General features: G+C 72.2%; 14 protein-coding genes. 8 read left to right on the forward strand and 6 right to left on the reverse strand.

The genetic code is table 11. The annotated features are described in order from the left end of the window. The first annotated feature begins 686 nt into the window (after window positions 1-686). The 8 genes from ngcE (at window position 687) to dxs (ending at window position 11,096) form a co-directional block, all read left to right on the forward strand. The gene (gene ngcE, locus ACTWQH_RS23790) at window positions 687-2,105 is read left to right on the forward strand and encodes an N-acetylglucosamine/diacetylchitobiose ABC transporter substrate-binding protein (RefSeq protein ID WP_443288751.1); all 1,419 of its coding nucleotides are present in this window, start codon (window positions 687-689) and stop codon (window positions 2,103-2,105) included. Between the two features lie 24 nt (window positions 2,106-2,129). Next, window positions 2,130-3,191, forward strand: coding sequence for a carbohydrate ABC transporter permease (locus ACTWQH_RS23795; protein WP_443288752.1), 1,062 nt, complete (start codon window positions 2,130-2,132; stop codon window positions 3,189-3,191). A gap of 3 nt (window positions 3,192-3,194) precedes the next feature. Continuing rightward, window positions 3,195-4,121, forward strand: coding sequence for a carbohydrate ABC transporter permease (locus ACTWQH_RS23800; RefSeq protein WP_443288753.1), 927 nt, complete (start codon window positions 3,195-3,197; stop codon window positions 4,119-4,121). Window positions 4,122-4,240: 119 nt separating this feature from the next. Continuing rightward, on the forward strand, window positions 4,241-5,425 hold the full coding sequence (locus ACTWQH_RS23805; protein ID WP_443288754.1) for an ROK family transcriptional regulator: 1,185 nt from the start codon (window positions 4,241-4,243) through the stop codon (window positions 5,423-5,425). Window positions 5,426-5,600: 175 nt separating this feature from the next. Then, window positions 5,601-6,698: a substrate-binding domain-containing protein gene (locus ACTWQH_RS23810; RefSeq protein ID WP_443288755.1), complete on the forward strand. Its 1,098-nt coding sequence runs from the start codon at window positions 5,601-5,603 to the stop codon at window positions 6,696-6,698. A gap of 139 nt (window positions 6,699-6,837) precedes the next feature. After that, window positions 6,838-7,671, forward strand: a complete 834-nt coding sequence (locus ACTWQH_RS23815) for an ATP-binding cassette domain-containing protein (RefSeq protein ID WP_443288756.1) — start codon at window positions 6,838-6,840, stop codon at window positions 7,669-7,671. Beyond that, window positions 7,665-8,942 carry a sugar ABC transporter permease gene (locus ACTWQH_RS23820; protein ID WP_443288803.1) on the forward strand — a complete coding sequence of 426 codons (1,278 nt, stop codon included), beginning with the start codon at window positions 7,665-7,667 and terminating at the stop codon, window positions 8,940-8,942. Before ACTWQH_RS23815 ends, ACTWQH_RS23820 begins: the two co-directional genes overlap by 7 nt. A gap of 204 nt (window positions 8,943-9,146) precedes the next feature. Next, a complete protein-coding gene (dxs, locus tag ACTWQH_RS23825) occupies window positions 9,147-11,096 on the forward strand; it encodes a 1-deoxy-D-xylulose-5-phosphate synthase (RefSeq protein WP_443288757.1) in 1,950 nt (649 codons plus the stop codon). A gap of 58 nt (window positions 11,097-11,154) precedes the next feature. On the opposite strand, the gene ACTWQH_RS23830 is transcribed toward dxs, so the two are convergent. The 6 genes from ACTWQH_RS23830 to ACTWQH_RS23855 form a co-directional block, all read right to left on the reverse strand. Beyond that, window positions 11,155-11,574: a VOC family protein gene (locus ACTWQH_RS23830; RefSeq protein ID WP_443288758.1), complete on the reverse strand. Its 420-nt coding sequence runs from the start codon at window positions 11,572-11,574 to the stop codon at window positions 11,155-11,157. 75 nt (window positions 11,575-11,649) lie between these two features. After that, window positions 11,650-12,048: an NTP pyrophosphohydrolase gene (locus ACTWQH_RS23835; RefSeq protein ID WP_443288759.1), complete on the reverse strand. Its 399-nt coding sequence runs from the start codon at window positions 12,046-12,048 to the stop codon at window positions 11,650-11,652. Further along, on the reverse strand, window positions 12,045-14,183 hold the full coding sequence (locus ACTWQH_RS23840) for a 3-hydroxyacyl-CoA dehydrogenase NAD-binding domain-containing protein (RefSeq protein WP_443288760.1): 2,139 nt from the start codon (window positions 14,181-14,183) through the stop codon (window positions 12,045-12,047). The genes ACTWQH_RS23835 and ACTWQH_RS23840 overlap by 4 nt, the downstream gene beginning before the upstream one ends. A gap of 88 nt (window positions 14,184-14,271) precedes the next feature. Then, window positions 14,272-15,513, reverse strand: a complete 1,242-nt coding sequence (locus ACTWQH_RS23845) for a thiolase family protein (RefSeq protein WP_443288761.1) — start codon at window positions 15,511-15,513, stop codon at window positions 14,272-14,274. Between the two features lie 143 nt (window positions 15,514-15,656). Then, window positions 15,657-16,919 (reverse strand): HRDC domain-containing protein, encoded by a 1,263-nt coding sequence (locus ACTWQH_RS23850; RefSeq protein ID WP_443288763.1) that lies wholly within the window; start codon window positions 16,917-16,919, stop codon window positions 15,657-15,659. 231 nt (window positions 16,920-17,150) lie between these two features. Then, a complete protein-coding gene (locus ACTWQH_RS23855) occupies window positions 17,151-17,813 on the reverse strand; it encodes a LuxR C-terminal-related transcriptional regulator (RefSeq protein ID WP_443288764.1) in 663 nt (220 codons plus the stop codon). Window positions 17,814-18,004 lie beyond the last annotated feature (191 nt).

The following is an 18,004-nucleotide window of genomic DNA, read 5'->3' on the forward strand; positions in this document are numbered from 1 at the left end:
CCCCCCCCCCCCAACCCCCTCATCCGTCCCCGCCCGGCCGCGGACCCGCGGCGCGGGCGAGGGCCCCAGAGTGTGCGCTGGCCCCGGAAGCGCCAGCGGTCTGGGGGCGTAGGCGGCTGCGCGGGTCCGCCCGCAGCGCAGCCGCAAGGCGATGCGCGCGTGAAGGCGGGGGCGCTGGTCCCGGAGATCCCGAGGGCCGGGGCGTGGGCTCCTGCGCGGCTTCGCCCGCGGCGCGGTGCGGGGCGCGGGCCCGCAGAATCCGGGGTGTCTGCGGGGGCGGTGCGGTGGAGCGTACTGCGGGGCAGTGTGCGCGTGGGCCGCGGGGGCGCTGGTCCCGGTGGGCCTGGGGGGCGCGGCGTGGGCTCCTGCGCGGCTTCGCCCGCGGTGCGGGCGCGGGCCCGCAGGATCTGGGGCTGTCCGCGGGCGGCTCGGGGCTGCCGCGGGACGGTGCGCGCATGGGGGGTGCGGGGGCGCAGCCCCCGCAAGCCAAGGGGTCCGGGGGCGTCAGCCCCCGGCCGTCCCCGGGCCGCACGGGGCGGGCGGTCAAGCCCGCGGCATGCGCCATGTGTCGCGGAGATCTCGACTCGGAAAAGCCTGCCGCCGAACCCCGTCCGCGATCTTCCGTGGTCGGGCCGATTGGACTATACCTGTCGAGATCCGGGCCCCCAGAAGGCGAGGACATCACCATGACGTCCAGTCCGCACGTCAACCGCCGCACGCTCATCAGATCGACCGCCGCGGGGCTGCTCGCGGTGCCCGCGATCGGGGCGCTCAGCTCCTGCGCCAGCGGGGGCGGTGACGGCAACGACACCATCGAGCGGGTCGACCCCACCAAGGACAATCCGCTCGGCGCCAACCCCGACGGCGACCTCGAGGTCGTCATCTTCGACGGCGGCTTCGGCGACCAGTACGCCATCGACGCCGAGAAGGTCTACGAGCGCAGCTACGGCAGCGTCGACCACTCCAAGACGCAGGAGATCCAGTCCCGGCTCCAGCCCCGCATGGTCCAGGGCGAGCCGCCGGACGTCATCGACAACTCCGGCGCCGAGGCGATGGACATCGCCGCCCTGATCCGCAACGACCAGGTGCAGGACCTGACCGAACTGCTCGACGCGCCCAGCCTCGACGACCCCAACTCCACCGTGCGCGACACCCTGATGCCCGGCACCGTGGAGATGGGGCAGTTCGGCTCCCAGGCCGTGTGGCGGCTCAACTACGCCTATCACATCTACGGCCAGTGGTACTCCCGCACCGCCCTCCAGCGCCTCGACGCCGAGTACCCGAGAACCTGGGACGAGATGATCGACGTCTGCGAGAAGGCGAAGCGGCAGGGCATGGCGGGCTGGACCTACGCCGGCCAGTACCCGTACTACTTCAACTTCACCCTCTACCCCTTCATCGCCAAGATCGGCGGCGCCGACGTGATGCGCGCCATCGACAACCTGGAGCCCAACGCCTGGCGCCACGACGCCGTGCGCGCCGCCTTCGAGGCGTACCACGAGCTCTACGCGCGCGGCCTGATCCTGGAGGGCACCCCGGGCATGACGCACGAGGACTCCCAGGCCGAGTGGACCGCCGGCAACGCCCTGTTCATCCCCAACGGCTCCTGGGTGGAGAACGAGGCGAAGGAGACCACCCCGGACGACTTCGACATGGCGGTCGGCCCGCCCACCAGCCTGGACGACGGCGACGCCATGCCGTTCGAGACGATCTGGGCGACGGCCGGCGAGCCGTTCATCGTCCCCGCCGAGGCGCGCAACGTCGCCGGCGGCATGGAGTTCCTCCGCATCATGCTCGGCAAGGAGTCCGCCCAGAACTTCACGCGGCTGGTCTCCTCCCTCACCTGCGTGCGCGGCGCCGAGCAGGGCCTGCCGCTCGGCCCCGGCCTGGCCAGCGCGGTGGAGACGTTCAACGCCGCGGGCGACAACGTCCTCATCATCCGGATACAGGACTGGTACCGGGAGCTGAACAACGAGGACATCGGGGGCGCCGTCTCGGCCATGATGAAGGGCGACCTGACGCCCGACGAGGCCATCGACGCCTGCCAGCAGGCCGCCGACGCCACCGCGCAGGACGACTCCATCGAGAAGTTCCAGCACACCTGACGACCGGAGAGTTGGGACCCCCGCATGGACGACCTGGCCGTGTCGGACAACACCGCGAAGGACGCCACGCCGAGCGGGCGGCGGCCCCCGCCGCCCGCCCCGGCCCCCGTGCCGCTGCTCGTCGCGGCGGTCTTCCTTCCGCCCCGCCTCACCCCCACCCGGGTGCGGTACGACCGCCGCTACCGCAAGCTCGACCAGTACCGCTTCATCGCCTGGTTCCTGCTGGCGCCGGTGGTGGTGTACGCCTTCCTCGTCGTCTCGCCCTTCCTCCAGGCGTTCTACTACTCGATGACCGACTGGACGGGCTTTTCGAGCGACTACACCTTCACGGGCCTGGAAAACTACGAGCGCCTCTGGAACGACGAGCAGTTCTGGGACGCCACCCGCAACAGCGTGCTGCTGCTGATCGCCGCCCCGCTCATCACCCTCTCCCTCGGCCTCTTCTTCGCCTTCATGCTGAACGCCGGGGGACGGCAGCGCCCGAACGAGGCGGTTTCCGGCGTCGCCGGATCGCGCCTGTACAAGATCTTCTATTTCTTTCCGCAGGTGCTGTCGATAGCGATCATCGCGGTGATCTGGACCCGCATCTACAGCCCGCGCAGCGGGGCGCTCAACGAGGGCCTCGACGTGGTCGGCCTCACCTCCCTGCGACAGGACGACTGGCTCGGCGGCGATCTCGCGGTCTACTGCGTCCTGACGGTGCTGTGCTGGTCCTTCGTCGGCTTCTACGTGGTGCTCTTCTCCGCCGCGATGAGCTCCGTTCCGCGTGACGTGTACGAGGCCGCGCTGCTGGACGGCGCCAGCCGCCCCGTCACCTTCTTCCGCGTCACCCTCCCGCTGATCTGGGACACCGTCCAGATCGGCTGGATCTACATGGGCATCCAGGCGATCGACTCCTTCGCACTGGTGAACATCATGGTCCCGGAGCACGGCATCGACGTGCTGCCCGTCTACCTCTACGAGAAGATGATCCGGGACGGCCAGGCGGGCTATGCCACCACCATCGGCGTCGCTCTCTTCCTGATCACCCTGGTCTTCGCCGTGCTCGTCATGCGTCTTGGCAGGCGCGAACGGATCGAGTTCTAGCCGATGGAGGCAGAGAACATGACCACCACCCGGTCCGTCGAGCGGCCCGAGGAGGCGACCGCCGCCAAGAGCACCGACCCGCCGCCGGCCGGCCGCCGCGGTGAGGGCCGCGTGCTCAACGCCTTCGCCCACTCCTTCCTCGTGCTGTGGACGTTCATGGCCGCCGGCCCGCTGCTGTGGGTGCTGATCTCCTCCTTCCGCCCCCACGGCGACCTCGTCTCCGACCCCTTCGGCCTGCCGACCAGCCTGGAGTGGGACAACTTCACCCACGCCTGGTCCAACGCCAACATCGGCCGCTACACCCTCAACTCGCTGATCATCCTGTCGGGCTCGCTCACCGGCACCATGCTGCTCGGCGCCATGGCGGCGTACGTGCTGGCGCGCTTCCGCTTCCCGGGCAACCGCCTGATCTACCTGCTCTTCTCCGGCGGCATGATGTTCCCGGTCTTCCTGGCCCTGGTCCCGCTGTTCTTCATCCTCAACAACATGGGGCTGCTGAACACCCGGCAGGGCCTGATCGTGGTCTACATCGCCTACTCGCTGCCGTTCACGGTCTTCTTCCTGGTGGCGTTCTTCCGCACGCTGCCCGGCGCGGTGCAGGAGGCCGCAACCCTCGACGGCGCCTCGCACACCAGGACCTTCTTCCAGATCATGATGCCGATGGCCCGCCCGGGCCTGATCAGCATCGGCATCTTCAACTTCCTCGGCCAGTGGAACCAGTTCGTGCTGCCCCGGGTGCTCAACCTCGGCAGCGAGGACGACGCCGTGCTGCCGCAGGGCCTGGCCGCCCTGATGGTGCAGCAGGGCTACGAGGGCGACTGGGGCGCCCTGTACGCGGGCGTGACCATGGCCATGCTCCCGGTGCTGGTGGTGTACGTGACCTTCCAGCACCAGGTGCAGTCCGGCCTCACGGCGGGCGCCGTCCGCTGACCGCTTCCTGCAAGCGGTTTCACCGCCGTTCTCCCGCGGACCGCCCCGAGTTCATATAGTGGGCGCGGTGTCCCGACCGCCGAGCCGCCCTGCCCGGGACACCGGAAGTGGAGAGAGCCGTGGAGACTCCGGGGTCGCAGTCCTCCCTGCACCGGGCCAATCTCGAACGCGTGGTCCGCGCGGTGCGCGCCGCGGGGTCCCTGACACAGGCGGAGATCGCCCGTACCACGGGCCTGTCCGCCGCCACCGTCTCCAACATCGTTCGGGAGTTGAAGGACCTGGGGACGGTCGACGTGCGCACCGTCTCGGCCAGCGGCCGGCGCGCGCGCAGCGTCTCGCTCTCCTCCGACGCCGGGATCGTCGTCGGCGTCGACTTCGGCCACTCCCACCTGCGGGTGGCGGTGGGCAACCTCGCCCACCAGGTGCTGGCCGAGGAGGCCGAGCCCTTCGACGTGGACGCCTCGGCGGACCAGGGCTTCGACCGTGCCGAGAAGCTGGTGGGGCGGCTGCTGTCGATCGCGGGCGTGGACCGGAACAAGATCATCGGCGTCGGCCTGGGCGTGCCCGGCCCGATCGACGTGGCCACCGGCGCGCTGGGCTCCACCGCCATACTCCCCGGCTGGCGCGGCACCAACCCGCGCGAGGAGCTGGCCGCCCGGATCGGCGTTCCCGTCCACGTCGACAACGACGCCAACCTCGGGGCCCTGGGCGAGCTGGTCTGGGGCAGCGGGCGCGGCTCGAAGGACCTGGCGTACATCAAGGTGGCCAGCGGCGTCGGCGCCGGGCTGGTCATCAACGGCCAGATCTACCGCGGCCCGGGCGGCACGGCGGGCGAGATGGGCCACATCACGCTGGACGAGTCGGGCCCGGTCTGCCGCTGCGGCAACCGCGGCTGCCTGGAGACCTTCACCGCCGCGCGCCACGTGCTGCCGCTCCTGCACGCCAGCCACGGCACCGAGCTGACCATGCGCCGGGTGGTGCAGCTCGCCCGGGACGGCGACCCCGGCTGCCGCCGCGTCATCGCCGACATCGGCCGTCACATCGGCAGCGGCGTCGCCCAGTTGTGCAACCTGCTCAACCCCAGCCGGGTGGTGCTCGGCGGCGACCTGGCCGAGGCGGGCGAGACGGCGCTCGGCCCGATCCGGGACTCGGTGGGCCGGTACGCCATACCCAGCGCCGCGCGCCAGCTCACCCTGGTCCCCGGCGCGCTCGGCGGCCGGGCCGAGGTGCTGGGCGCGCTGGCGCTGGCGTTGCGGGAAATGGGCGAGGGGATGCTGCTGACCCCCGCGGTCCCGCCGCGCTAACTGATAAACCCACAGGATAAAAAAATATCTCCCAATTCCGCGCGCCCGGTCTCACTTTGGTTGAGAACTGTTTTAAGTATTGACGGCGGCTTTCCCTGAGGAGTTAGCTCGCCTCCGATCAACGGCCGCGACGCCGCGGCCCGAGTCGGAGAGGCCAACCCCTATGCGTCGATCCATGCGTCGTTTAACGCGAATAGCCGCCACCGGAGCCGTATCGATTGTCCTGGCCACCGCCCTGGCCGCCTGTGGAGAGGCCGGAGGCGGGGACGATGAGGACGAAGGCGGCGAACAGTCGGGAACCATCGGTCTGCTGCTGCCCGATGACGTCACCACCCGGTACGAGACCTTCGACCGGACCTTCTTCGAGGCCAAGGTCGAGGAGATGTGCCCCGACTGCGACGTCAGGTACAACAACGCGTCCAACGACTCCAACACGCAGAAGCAGCAGTTCGACGCGCTGCTCGCGGCGGGCGCGGACGTCATCGTCCTCGACGCGGTGGACTCCGCCGCCACCTCCTCCTGGGTCGAGGACGCCGCCGCCGAGGGCGTGCCGGTGGTCGCCTACGACCGCCTGGCCGAAGGCCCCATCGAGGGGTACGTCTCCTACGACAACGAGCGCGTCGGCGAACTCCAGGGCCAGACCCTGCTCGACACCCTCGGCCAGGACGCGGAGGGCGCCCGGGTCGTGATGATCAACGGCGCTCCCACCGACCCGAACGCCGGGCTGTTCAAGAGCGGCGCCCACTCCGTGCTCGACGGCGCCGTCGACATCGTCTTCGAGCAGGACGTCGAGGAGTGGGACGGCGCGATCGCCAACCAGGAGATGACCGCCGCCATCGACTCCCTCGGCGCGGACGGCTTCGACGCGGTCTACGTCGCCAACGACGGCATGGCCGCGGGCGTGGTGAACGCGTTGCAGTCCGCCGGCATCAGCGGCATCCCGGTCGGCGGCCAGGACGCCGAGCTCGCCGCCCTCCAGCGCATCGCGGCCGGAACGCAGACCTTCACCATCTTCAAGGCGTACCGGCCGGAGGCCGAGACCGCCGCCGAGATGGCCGTCCGCCTGCTGCGCGGCGAGGAGTTCGGCAGCGAGCTGGCCCCCACCACCGTGGACAGCCCCACCACCGAGGGCATCCCCGCCCAGCTGCTCGACCCCGTCGCCGTGACCGTCGACAACATCACCGACACCGTCATCACCGACGACTACTACACCGTCGAGCAGGTCTGCGAGGGCGAGTTCGCCCAGGCCTGCGAGGACGCCGGCATCCGCTGACACGCCGGCGACGCCCACGGCCGTCCGTCACACCCCCCGCACCACCGCACCACCGCACACCACCGCGCCCGGGGCAGCCCCATACCGGGGCCGCCCCGGGCCGCTCCACGCCCCACAACGAGCGGAGAAGGAGCCGAGCATGACCGCCACCCCCGTCCTGGCGCTGCGCGGTGTCTCCAAACGGTTCGGCGCCGTGCAGGCGCTCACCGACGTTGATCTGGAGATCCGCTCCGGCGAGGTGACCGCCCTGGTGGGCGACAACGGCGCCGGAAAGTCCACCCTCATCAAGACCATCGCCGGGGTACACCCCCTGGACTCCGGCAGCATCTCGTTCAAGGGCAGACCGGTCCACATCGCCCGGCCGCACGACGCCCAGGATCTCGGCATCGCCACCGTCTACCAGGACCTCGCGCTGTGCGACAACCTCGACGTGGTCGCCAACCTCTTCCTCGGCCGCGAGATCAGGACCCGCCACGTGCTGGACCAGGTCGCCATGGAGCAGCGCGCCCGGGAACTCCTGGACACCCTCTCCATCCGCATCCCGAACGTGCGCATCCCCGTCGCCTCGCTCTCCGGCGGCCAGCGGCAGGTCGTGGCGATCGCCCGCGCCCTGGTCGGCTCGCCCGAGGTCGTAATCCTCGACGAGCCCACGGCCGCGCTCGGCGTCGAGCAGACCGCGCAGGTCCTCGACCTGGTGGAGCGGCTGCGGGACCAGGGCCTGGCCGTCGTCCTCATCAGCCACAACATGGCCGACGTGCAGGCCGTCGCCGACGAGGTCGCCGTGCTGCGGCTCGGCCGCAACAACGGCCTCTTCCGCGTCGAGGACACCTCCAACGAGACGATCGTCGCCGCCATCACCGGCGCCACCGACAACGCCGCCAGCCGCCGCCTCGGCCGCCGCCCCCGCCGCGCCTCCGCCCACGGCGAGTCGGACCGGCCCGCCGACGGCGCGGCGAACAAGGAGGAATCGTGAGCACCGAGCCCACGCTGCGCAAGACCGAGGCGGAGGCGAACGGGACGGGCGAGCCCTCCGGCGACCCCCGGCTGCTCGTCCGTCAGCAGGGCCTGTCCGGGCACCTCCAGGACTTCGTACGCCGCGTGCGCGGCGGCGAGCTCGGCTCCCTGCCCGTCATCGTCGGCCTCATCGTCATCGCCATCATCTTCGAGGCCGAGACCGGCACCTTCCTCACCCCGCGCACCCTGAGCAACATCAGCGTCTACATCGCCGGTCCCGGCATCATGGCCGTCGGGATCGTCCTGGTCCTGCTGCTGGGCGAGATCGACCTCTCCGTCGGCTCCATGGCGGGCCTGTCGGCCGCACTGTGGGCCGTGCTGTCGGTCACCCACGGCTGGGACGACCTGCTCGCCATCCTCACCGCCATCGCCGCGGGCGCGGCCGTCGGCACCATCCACGGCTTCTTCTTCGCCCGCGTCGGCGTCCCGGCGTTCGTCGTCACCCTCGCCGGCTTCCTCGGCTGGAGCGGCATGCAGATCTGGGTGATGGGCGAGGAAGGCACCATCAACATCCCCAGCGACAGCCTCGTCCGCGACTTCGGCAACTTCTACTTCTCGGACATCTCAGCCGCCTACTCGCTGGCCACCGTCCTGACCGGCGGCTACCTGCTGGCCCTGCTGCGCGACACGCGCCGCCGTCAGAGGGCCGGGCTGCCCACCCGCACGCGCGGCGAGATCCTGCTGCGCACCGGCCTGATCGCGGTCGCCTCCTTCGTCACCGCCTACACCCTGAACCAGCACCGCGGCCTGCCACTGGCGCTGGTGATCTTCCTGGCCGTCCTGCTGATCGTCGACTTCGTCGTGCGGCGCACCACCTACGGGCGGCAGATCTTCGCCGTCGGCGGCAACGCCGAGGCCGCCCGCCGCGCCGGCATCAACGTCGAGCGCGTCCGGCTCACGGTCTTCACCCTCGCGAGCACCCTCGCCGCGCTCGGCGGCCTCTTCTGGGCCGCCCAGGCCGGCGGCGCCTCGAAGTCCCTGGGCTCGGGCAACCTGCTGATGAACGTCATCGCCGCCGCCGTCATCGGCGGCACCAGCCTCTTCGGCGGCCGGGGCTGGGTCTGGTCGGCGTTCCTGGGCACCCTCGTCATCCAGTCCATCACCACCGGCCTGAACCTCATGAACATGTCCAGCGAGATCCAGTACATGATCACCGGTGCCGTGCTCCTGATCGCGGTGGTCGTGGACTCGCTCTCCCGGCGTACCCAGAGGACCGCCGGGCGGACTTGAATCGCAACATAATCGACACATTCGGTCAAAGAGCGGCCCGGGCTGCGCACAGTGGCCCGGGCACGCCCCTGCGCCGGACGTATGCGGCCGACCGCCCCGCCGCCGTCCGGGGACGGAACACTAGACTCGACGAACCGGCAGGGCCGCTCACACCACCGGCCCCGCGGGCGAGAAGACGACGCGTGCGACCCGCAAGGAGGAACGGTGCCGCTGCTGACCCGCATCTCGGGACCGCGTGATCTGGACCGGCTCACCCCCCAGCAACTCGACCAACTGGCCGGGGAGATCCGCTCCTTCCTGATCACCTCCGTCGCCAAGACCGGCGGGCACCTGGGCCCGAACCTCGGCGTCGTCGAGCTCACCATCGCCCTCCACCGCGTCTTCGCCTCGCCCGCCGACCGCATCCTGTGGGACACCGGCCACCAGAGTTACGTCCACAAGCTGCTCACCGGCCGCCGCGACTTCTCCCGGCTGCGCGCCAGCGGCGGCCTGTCGGGGTATCCCTCGCGCGCCGAATCCGATCACGACGTGATCGAGAACAGTCACGCCTCGACCGTGCTGGGCTGGGCCGACGGGCTGGCCAAGGCCAACGAGCTGCGGGGCCAGTCCCACCGCCACGTCGTCGCCGTCACCGGCGACGGCGCGCTGACCGGCGGCATGGCCTGGGAGGCGCTGAACAACATCGCCGCCGCCAAGGACCGCCCCCTGGTCATCGTCGTCAACGACAACGAGCGCTCGTACGCCCCCACCATCGGCGGCCTCGCCAACCACCTCGCCACCCTGCGCACCACCGACGGCTACGAGCGCTTCCTCGCCCGCGGCAAGCAGATGCTCAACAGGACCCCCGTCGTCGGCAAGCCCCTCTACGAGACCCTCCACGGCGCCAAGAAGGGCCTGAAGGACGTCATCGCCCCGCAGGGCATGTTCGAGGACCTGGGCCTGAAGTACGTCGGGCCCATCGACGGCCACGACATCCAGGCCCTGGAGTCCGCCCTGCACCGCGCCAAGCGCTTCGGCGGCCCCGTCATCGTCCACTGCATCACCGAGAAGGGCCGCGGCTACCAGCCCGCCCGCGACGACGAGGCCGACCAGTTCCACTCGGTCGGCGTCATCCACCCCGACACCGGCCTGCCCGCGAAGACCTCACGCGCCGCCGACTGGACCGACGTCTTCGGCGAGGAGATCGTCCGGCTCGGCCGGGAGCGCGAGGACATCGTCGCCATCACCGCCGCCATGCTCCGCCCCGTCGGCCTCCACGCCTTCGCCCAGGAGTTCCCCGAGCGGGTCTTCGACGTCGGCATCGCCGAGCAGCACGGCACCGTCTCCGCCGCGGGCCTGGCCACCGGCGGCCTCCACCCCGTCTTCGCCGTCTACGCCACCTTCCTCAACCGCGCCTTCGACCAGCTCCTGATGGACGTGGCGCTCCACCGCTGCGGCGTCACCTTCGTGCTCGACCGGGCCGGCATCACCGGCCCCGACGGCCCCTCGCACCACGGCATGTGGGACATGTCGATCCTCCAGTGCGTCCCGGGCCTCAGGCTCGCCGCCCCGCGCGACGCCGACCAGCTGCGCGCCCAGCTCCGCGAGGCCGTCGAGGTCGACGACGCCCCCACCGTCGTGCGGTACTCCAAGGGGAAGGTCGGCCCGGCCGTCCCCGCCCTCGGCACGGTCGGCGGCATGGACGTGCTGCGCCGGCCCGGCACCGACAGCCCCGACGTGCTCATCGTCTCCGTCGGCGCGCTCGCCCAGGTCTGCCTGGAGGCCGCCGAGCACCTCGACCGGCAGGGCATCAGCGCCACCGTGGTGGACCCCCGCTGGGTCAAGCCGGTGGACGAGGCGCTGCCGGGCCTGGCCGCCCGCCACCGCATGGTGGTCACCGTCGAGGACAACGCCCGCTCGGGCGGCGTCGGCTCGGCCATCGCTCAGGCCCTGCGCGACGCCGACGTCGACGTGCCGCTGCGCGACTTCGGCCTCCCGGCCCGCTTCCTCGACCACGGCGCGCGCGACGAGCTGCTGACGGCCGTCGGCCTCACCGGCCCCGACATCGCCCGCCAGGTCACCGGCCACGTCGCCCGCCTGCCCCAGCAGGACCTGTCGGCCCAGCAGGCCCAGCCGGTCCGCGGCGACTTCGTGGGCGACGACCGGCTGGGCTGACGGGGTCGGCAAGGGATAGGGGGCAGGGGGCAGGCGCCCGGGCCCGGGCGGACGGCGTTCAGCCCTGCTCCTGCTGCCCCTCCATGGCCGACATGTCCATCCAGATGATCTCCCACAGGTGGCCGTCGGGGTCGGTGAAGCTGCGCCCGTACATGAAGCCCTCGTCCTGCGGCTCCCGGGGCGACGTGCCACCCGCCGCGAGCGCCCGGTCGACCAACTCGTCCACCTCACCCCGGCTGTCGGCCGACAGCGCGATGATCGCCTCCACGCTGGACGAGGCGTCGACGATCTCCCTGGTGGTGAAGGTCTTGAAGAACGGCTCGACCAGCAGCATCGCGTAGATGTGCTCGCTGATCACGAGGCACGCGGCGTTCTCGTCGCTGAACTGCTCGTCGAACGAGTAGCCGATCTCCTTGAAGAACGCCTTCGAGCGGTTCAGGTCCTTGACCGGCAGGTTGACAAAGATCTTCTTCGACATGGGCACTGCTCTCCCCTCGGGCCCGGCCCCCCAGCGGGGCCGGTCGAAAGGTTAGACCGGGGGGTCCCGCGGAACTCATCGCCCCTGGCGCAGCACACTTTTGGGCCCGGCAACCTCCGCCCCCAGCGCCACCACCCGCGCCCGCAGACCCCGGTCCGCCGTCACCACCACGCACCGCCGCCCAGCGCCCTCCGCGCCGACCAGCTCCACGATCCGGTCGTCCCCGCTGCCCGGGGCGGAGACCACCCGCACGCCGGGCACCGAGGCCACGCCGCGCGCCGCGCCCTCGACCACCAGTACCAGCTCCGCCGGCTCCGGATACGCCACCAGCCGGTCGCGCAGCCGCTCCGCCGCGCCGCGCCGGTCCCGCCACCAGCCGTCGGGCACCGAGCCGACGACGTTCGCCCCGTCCACCACGACGAGCGGCGGCCGGCCCCCCTCGGGACCGGCCGCCGCGCCCAGTTCCTCGCTCACCTCGGAACGCCGGCCTCGCCGACGGGCAGGAAGCGGCGTCCGACGACGCGCTCCGAGACGCCCTCTCGGTCGAGGTAGGGGGCGACGCCGCCCAGGTGGAAGGGCCAGCCGGCGCCCGTGATCAGGCACAGGTCGATGTCCTGCACCTCGGCCACCACGCCCTCGTCCAGCATCAGCCCGATCTCCTCGGCGATCGCCTCCAGCGCCCGCGTCCGCACCTGCTCCTCGGTCAGCGCGGCGTTCCCCGTCTCGAAGAGCGCCGCCACCTCCGGGTCCAGCTCGGTCGTGCCCTGCGCGTACAGGCTCTTCTTGCCCGCCTCGACGACCCGGCCCAGGTTGGCCGAGACGGCGAAGCGGTCGGGAAACGCCCCGTGCAGGGTGCCCGCCACGTGGTGCGCCACGGCCGGCCCCACCAGCTCCAGCAGCGTGATCGGCGACATCGGCAGCCCCAGGGGGGCCAGCGCCCCGTCGGCCGTCGCGACCGGCGTTCCCTCGTCGATGGCGCGCAGCACCTCGCCCATGAAGCGGGTCAGGATGCGGTTGACGACGAACGCGGGCGAGTCCTTCACCAGCACCGCCGTCTTCTTCAGCTTCTTCGCCACCGCGAACGCCGTGGCCAGCGTGGCGTCGTCGGTGCGCTCGGCCCGCGCGATCTCCAGTAGCGGCAGCACCGCCACGGGGTTGAAGAAGTGGAAGCCGACGACCCGCTCGGGGTGCTTCAGGCCCGAGGCCATCTCGCCGACCGACAGCGAGGAGGTGTTGGTGGCCAGCACCGCGTGTTCCGGCGCCACCGCCTCCACCTCCGCGAACACCTGCTGCTTGACCGTCATCTCCTCGAAGACCGCCTCGATGACGAAGTCGGCGTCGGAGAAGGCGGCGGTGGTGTCCAGCGTGCCGGTGACGGCCGCCTTGAGCCGGTTGGCCTTGTCCTGGCCGATGCGGCCCTTCAGCAGCAGCATGTCGATCTGCTCGTGGACATAGCCCACGCCCTTGTCGACCCGCTCCTGGTCGATGTCGGTGAGCACCACAGGCACCTCCAGGCGGCGGGCGAACAGCAGCGCGAGCTGAGAGGCCATCAGGCCCGCGCCCACCACGCCTACCTTGGTGACCGGGCGGGCCAGCGACTGGTCGGGCGCCCCGGCGGGCCGCTTGGCGCGCCGCTGCACCAGGTTGAAGGCGTACAGCGCGCTGCGCTGCTCCTCGCCCATGATCAGGTCGGCCAGCGCCCGCTCCTCGGCGGCCAGGCCCTCGCGCAGGTCGCCGTCGCGCACCCGCGCGATGATGTCCAGCGCCCGGTACGCCGCGGGCGCGGCGCCGTGCACCTTCTCGTCGGCGATCTGGCGGCCCCGGGCCACGGCACGGTCCCACGCCTCGCCGCGGTCCGGCTCCTGCCGCACCACCTCGACCTCGCCGCGCAGCACGGCCGAGGTCCACACCAGCGACTGCTGGAGGAAGTCGGCGCCGTCGAAGAGGGCGTCGGCGATGCCCAGCTCGTAGACCTGGGGGCCCCTGAGCATGCGGTTCTGGCTCAGGGCGTTCTCGACGATGACGGTGACCGCCCGGTCGGCGCCGATGAGGTTCGGCAGCAGGGTGCAGCCGCCCCAGCCGGGCACCAGGCCGATGAGGGTCTCCGGCAGCGCGAACGCCGTGACCGCGCGCGAGACCGTGCGGTAGGTGCAGTGCAGCCCGACCTCCACGCCGCCGCCCATGGCCGCGCCGTTGTAGTACGCGAAGCTCGGCACCGGCAGCGCGGCGAGGCGGCGGAAGACGCCCTGCCCGCTGCGGGCGATCGTCCCCGCCTCCTCGTGCTCCTTGAGCTGCGCCACGCCCTTGAGGTCGGCGCCCACGGCGAAGATGAACGGCTTGCCGGTCAGGCCGACGCCGGTGATCTCGCCCGCCTCGGCCTCCGCCGCCACCTGGTCGATCGCGGCGTTGAGGTGGGCCAGGGACCGCGGCCCGAAGGTGGTGGGCTTGGTGTGGTCGAAGCCGTTGTCCAGCGTGATCAGCGCGAAGCGCCCGCCGCCCTGCGGCAGGTCCAGGTGCCGCACGTGCGCCTGGGTGACCACCTCTCCGGGAAACCGCTCCGCCGCCTTCTCCAGCAGCTCGGCGATGGTCGCCGACTCGCTCGCGCTCACTTGCTGCGCCTCCTGTTCGCTTCTCCGCCCACGCGGCGGCGTGCGGTCATCGTCGTCGTCTGCGGCCCGGCAGCCGCGTGCGCGTCGCTCACGGACGGCCCTCCCAGTGCGGGTTCTCCCAGATGACCGTGCCGCCCATGCCCATACCCACGCACATGGTGGTCAGGCCGTAGCGGACGTGCGGCTGGGCCTCGAACTGGCGGGCCAGCTGCGTCATCAGCCGCACGCCCGAGGAGGCCAGCGGATGCCCGTAGGCGATGGCGCCGCCGTACTGGTTGACCCGGGGGTCGTCGTCGGCGATGCCGTAGTGGTCCAGCAGCGCCAGGACCTGGACGGCGAAGGCCTCGTTGACCTCCAGCAGCCCGATGTCGCCGATCGTCAGGCCCGCCCTGGCCAGCGCCTTCTCCGTCGACGGGATCGGCCCGATGCCCATGACCTCCGGCTCCACGCCCGCGAAGGCGTAGGAGACCAGCCGCATCTTCACCGGCAGGCCCAGCTCGGCCGCCACGTCCTCGGCGGCGATGAGGGAGGCGGTGGCGCCGTCGTTGAGGCCCGCCGCGTTGCCGGCGGTGACCCGGCCGTGAGGGCGGAAGGGCGTCTTCAGCCCCGCGAGGGCCTCCCGCGTGGTGCCCGGCCGCATCGGCTCGTCGGCCGTGGCCAGGCCCCAGCCCGTCTCGCCGCCTGAGCCCGCGGCGGAGCCGCTGTCGGCTGCAGCGGTGCGGCGCACGGCGACCGGCACCAGGTCCGGCTGGATCCGGGCGTCGGCGTACGCCTTGGCCGCCTTCTCCTGGCTGCGCACGGCGTACTCGTCGGCGCGCTCCCTGGTGATCTTCGGGAAGCGGTCGTGCAGGTTCTCCGCCGTCATGCCCATGAGCAGGGCGGACTCGTCGACCAGCTTCTCGGCGACGAAGCGGGGGTTGGGGTCGACCGCCTCGCCCATGGGGTGGCGGCCCATGTGCTCGACGCCGCCGGCGATCGCGAGATCCGCCGCGCCGAAGGCGATCGCGCCCGAGACGGTGGTCACCGCCGTCATGGCGCCCGCGCACATGCGGTCGATGGCGTAGCCGGGAACGCTCTTCGGAAGCCCGGCGAGGACGGCGGCGGTGCGGCCGATGGTCAGGCCCTGGTCGCCGATCTGGGTGGTCGCGGCGACGGCAACGTCGTCGACGCGCTCGGGCGGCAGCTGGGGGTTGCGCCGGAGCAGCTCGCGGATGCAGGCGATGACCAGGTCGTCGGCCCGGGTCTCGTGATACAGCCCCTTCGGGCCCGCCTTGCCGAATGGGGTGCGGACGCCGTCGACGAAGACGACGTCCCTGACGGTACGAGGCACGATGGCTCTCCTCCACGGTGGTTCCCGGTGTCCACCACCCATGCTACTCGCGGGTAACAGCGTGGCAAGGCCCGTCACCAGGGATTCCCCCCGGGGCCGGGCGCGTTCCGGCGCGGCCGCGTGCCCGGGCCGCGCCCCCCGGCTCAGGCCGTGGCACCGAGCGCCTCGGTCAGCGCCTCGACGGTCTGCTCGATCTGCCACTCCCGCGCCCCCAGGCCGCGCAGCGCCTCCGAGACCGCCTGCGGCGTCCGCTCGGCCGGCGGCTCCCAGCACAGCCGCCGCACCACGTCCGGGGCCAGCAGGTTCTCCTGGGGCAGCCGCAGCTCCTCGGCGTGCGCGGTGACCGCGCCGCGGGCGGCGGCCAGCCGGGCGGCGGCGGCCGGGTCGCGGTCGGGCCAGGCCCGGGGCGGCGGCGGGCCCTCCGCGGGCAGCCCCGGCTGGGGCAGCTCCGCCTCCGGCAGCTCCCTGGCCCGGTCGATGGCCGACTGCCACTGCTGGAGCTGGCGGCGGCCCATCCGGTGGCCGAAGCCGTGCAGCCCGGCCAGGGTCTTGACGTCCGGCGGCAGCGCCTGGGCGGCGGCGATGATCGCCGCGTCGGAGAGCACCTTGCCGGGCGAGAGATCGCGGCGCCGCGCCAGCCGGTCGCGCGCCGTCCACAGCTCGCGGACGACGGCGAGCTGGCGGCGGCGGCGCACCTTGTGCAGCCCGGAGGTGCGGCGCCAGGGGTCCTTGCGCGGCGGCGGCGGGGGAGCGGCGGCGATGGCGGCGAACTCCTCCAGCGCCCACTCCAGCTTTCCCTGCCGCCTGAGCTCCTCCTCCAGCGCGTCGCGCAGGTCCACCAGCAGCTCCACGTCGAGGGCGGCGTACCGCAGCCAGGGCTCGGGCAGCGGACGGCTGGACCAGTCGACGGCCGAGTGCCCCTTCTCCAGGCTGTAGCCCAGCACCGTCTCGACCATCACGCCGAGCCCGACCCGGGCGAAGCCCGCCAGGCGGCCGGCCAGCTCCGTGTCGAACAGCCGGGTCGGCACCATGCCTATGTCCCGCAGGCACGGCAGATCCTGAGTGGCGGCGTGCAGCACCCACTCGGCCTGGGCCAGGGCCTCGCCGAGGGCGGAGAGGTCGGGGACGGCGGCCGGGTCCACCAGGGCGGTGCCCGCGCCCGCGCGGCGCAGCTGCACCAGGTAGGCGCGCTGCCCGTACCGGTAGCCGGAGGCCCGCTCGGCGTCGACGGCCACCGGGCCGGTGCCCGCCGCGAAGGCGCTGACGACGCCGGCGAGGGCTTCGGGGTCCGCGGTGACCGGGGGCACTCCCTCCCGTGGCGCCAGCAGGGGGACCGGCGCCGGACCTGATGGCTCGCGCGTGGAGACTTCAGGGGAGGCTTCGGCGGTCTGCTGAGCGTCGGTCACCTGTCAAGGGTAACTGTGTGCGCACAGTACACGACGTCTCCCCGCGCCCCGATGAGGGGGCGCGGGGCCGGTCGTCCGGGTCGGCGGACGACCTGCGCAAACGGCGTTGGGCGGCGGAACGGGCAGGTGGGCGGGCGTCCGGCGGTGAATACTGAGCGAACTCGGCGGGCGTGCGGCGGGACGCCAGCCGCCCCTCCGGCGCCACCGGCTCGCCGGGGAGGGTTCGTCCGGTCAGTGGATGATGCCGGTCCGCAGCGCCACCGCCACCATCCCGGCGCGGTCGCCCGTGCCGAGCTTGCGCGCGATGCGGGCGAGGTGGCTCTTGACGGTCAGCGCCGACAGCCCCATGGAGACGCCGATCGCCTTGTTCGACTGGCCCTCCGCCACCAGCCGCAGCACCTCGACCTCGCGCCCGGACAGCTCCCGGTAGCCGCCCTGGTGACGGGGCGCGCCCGGCGGGCGGCGGTGCATCCGGGCGGCGGCCGCGCCGATGTGCGCGGCGCCGTGCCGGACCGGAGGGCCGAGGTTGTTCCGGGTGCCGGTGACGACGTAGCACTTCACGCCGCCGGCCAGGGCGTTGCGCACCGCGCCGATGTCGTCGGCGGCCGACAGCGCCAGCCCGTTGGGCCAGCCCGCCGCGCGGGTCTCGGACAGCAGGGTCAGCCCCGAACCGTCGGGGAGATGAACGTCGGCGACGCAGATGTCGCGCGGATTGGCGACTCGGGGACGGGCCTCCGCGATGGACGACGCCTCGATCACATCCCGCACGCCGAGGGCCCACAGATGGCGGGTCACGGTGGAACGGACGCGAGGGTCGGCCACGACGACCATGGCGGTCGGCTTGTTGGGGCGGTAGGCGACCAGGCTTGTTGGGTGCTCAAGAAGAACAGACACCGGGCCTCCTGGAGACGGGGGGTGGGGAGGATCCACGTGAACCGACTTATGCCGATAAGTCAGGGTGATCCGGATGGAAGGGTCACTGAATCCTTCGGCAGGAGAGCCCGGCGCCTTTAGAGAATGATCACGAACCGGTGATTCGTCATCCCGGCGTCATCCCCGCTCGTCATCACGGCGGACGCCGGGGC

Origin of the sequence: Streptomyces sp. 6N223 (genome assembly GCF_052246635.1) — a bacterium.
GTDB lineage: Bacteria > Actinomycetota > Actinomycetes > Streptomycetales > Streptomycetaceae > Streptomyces.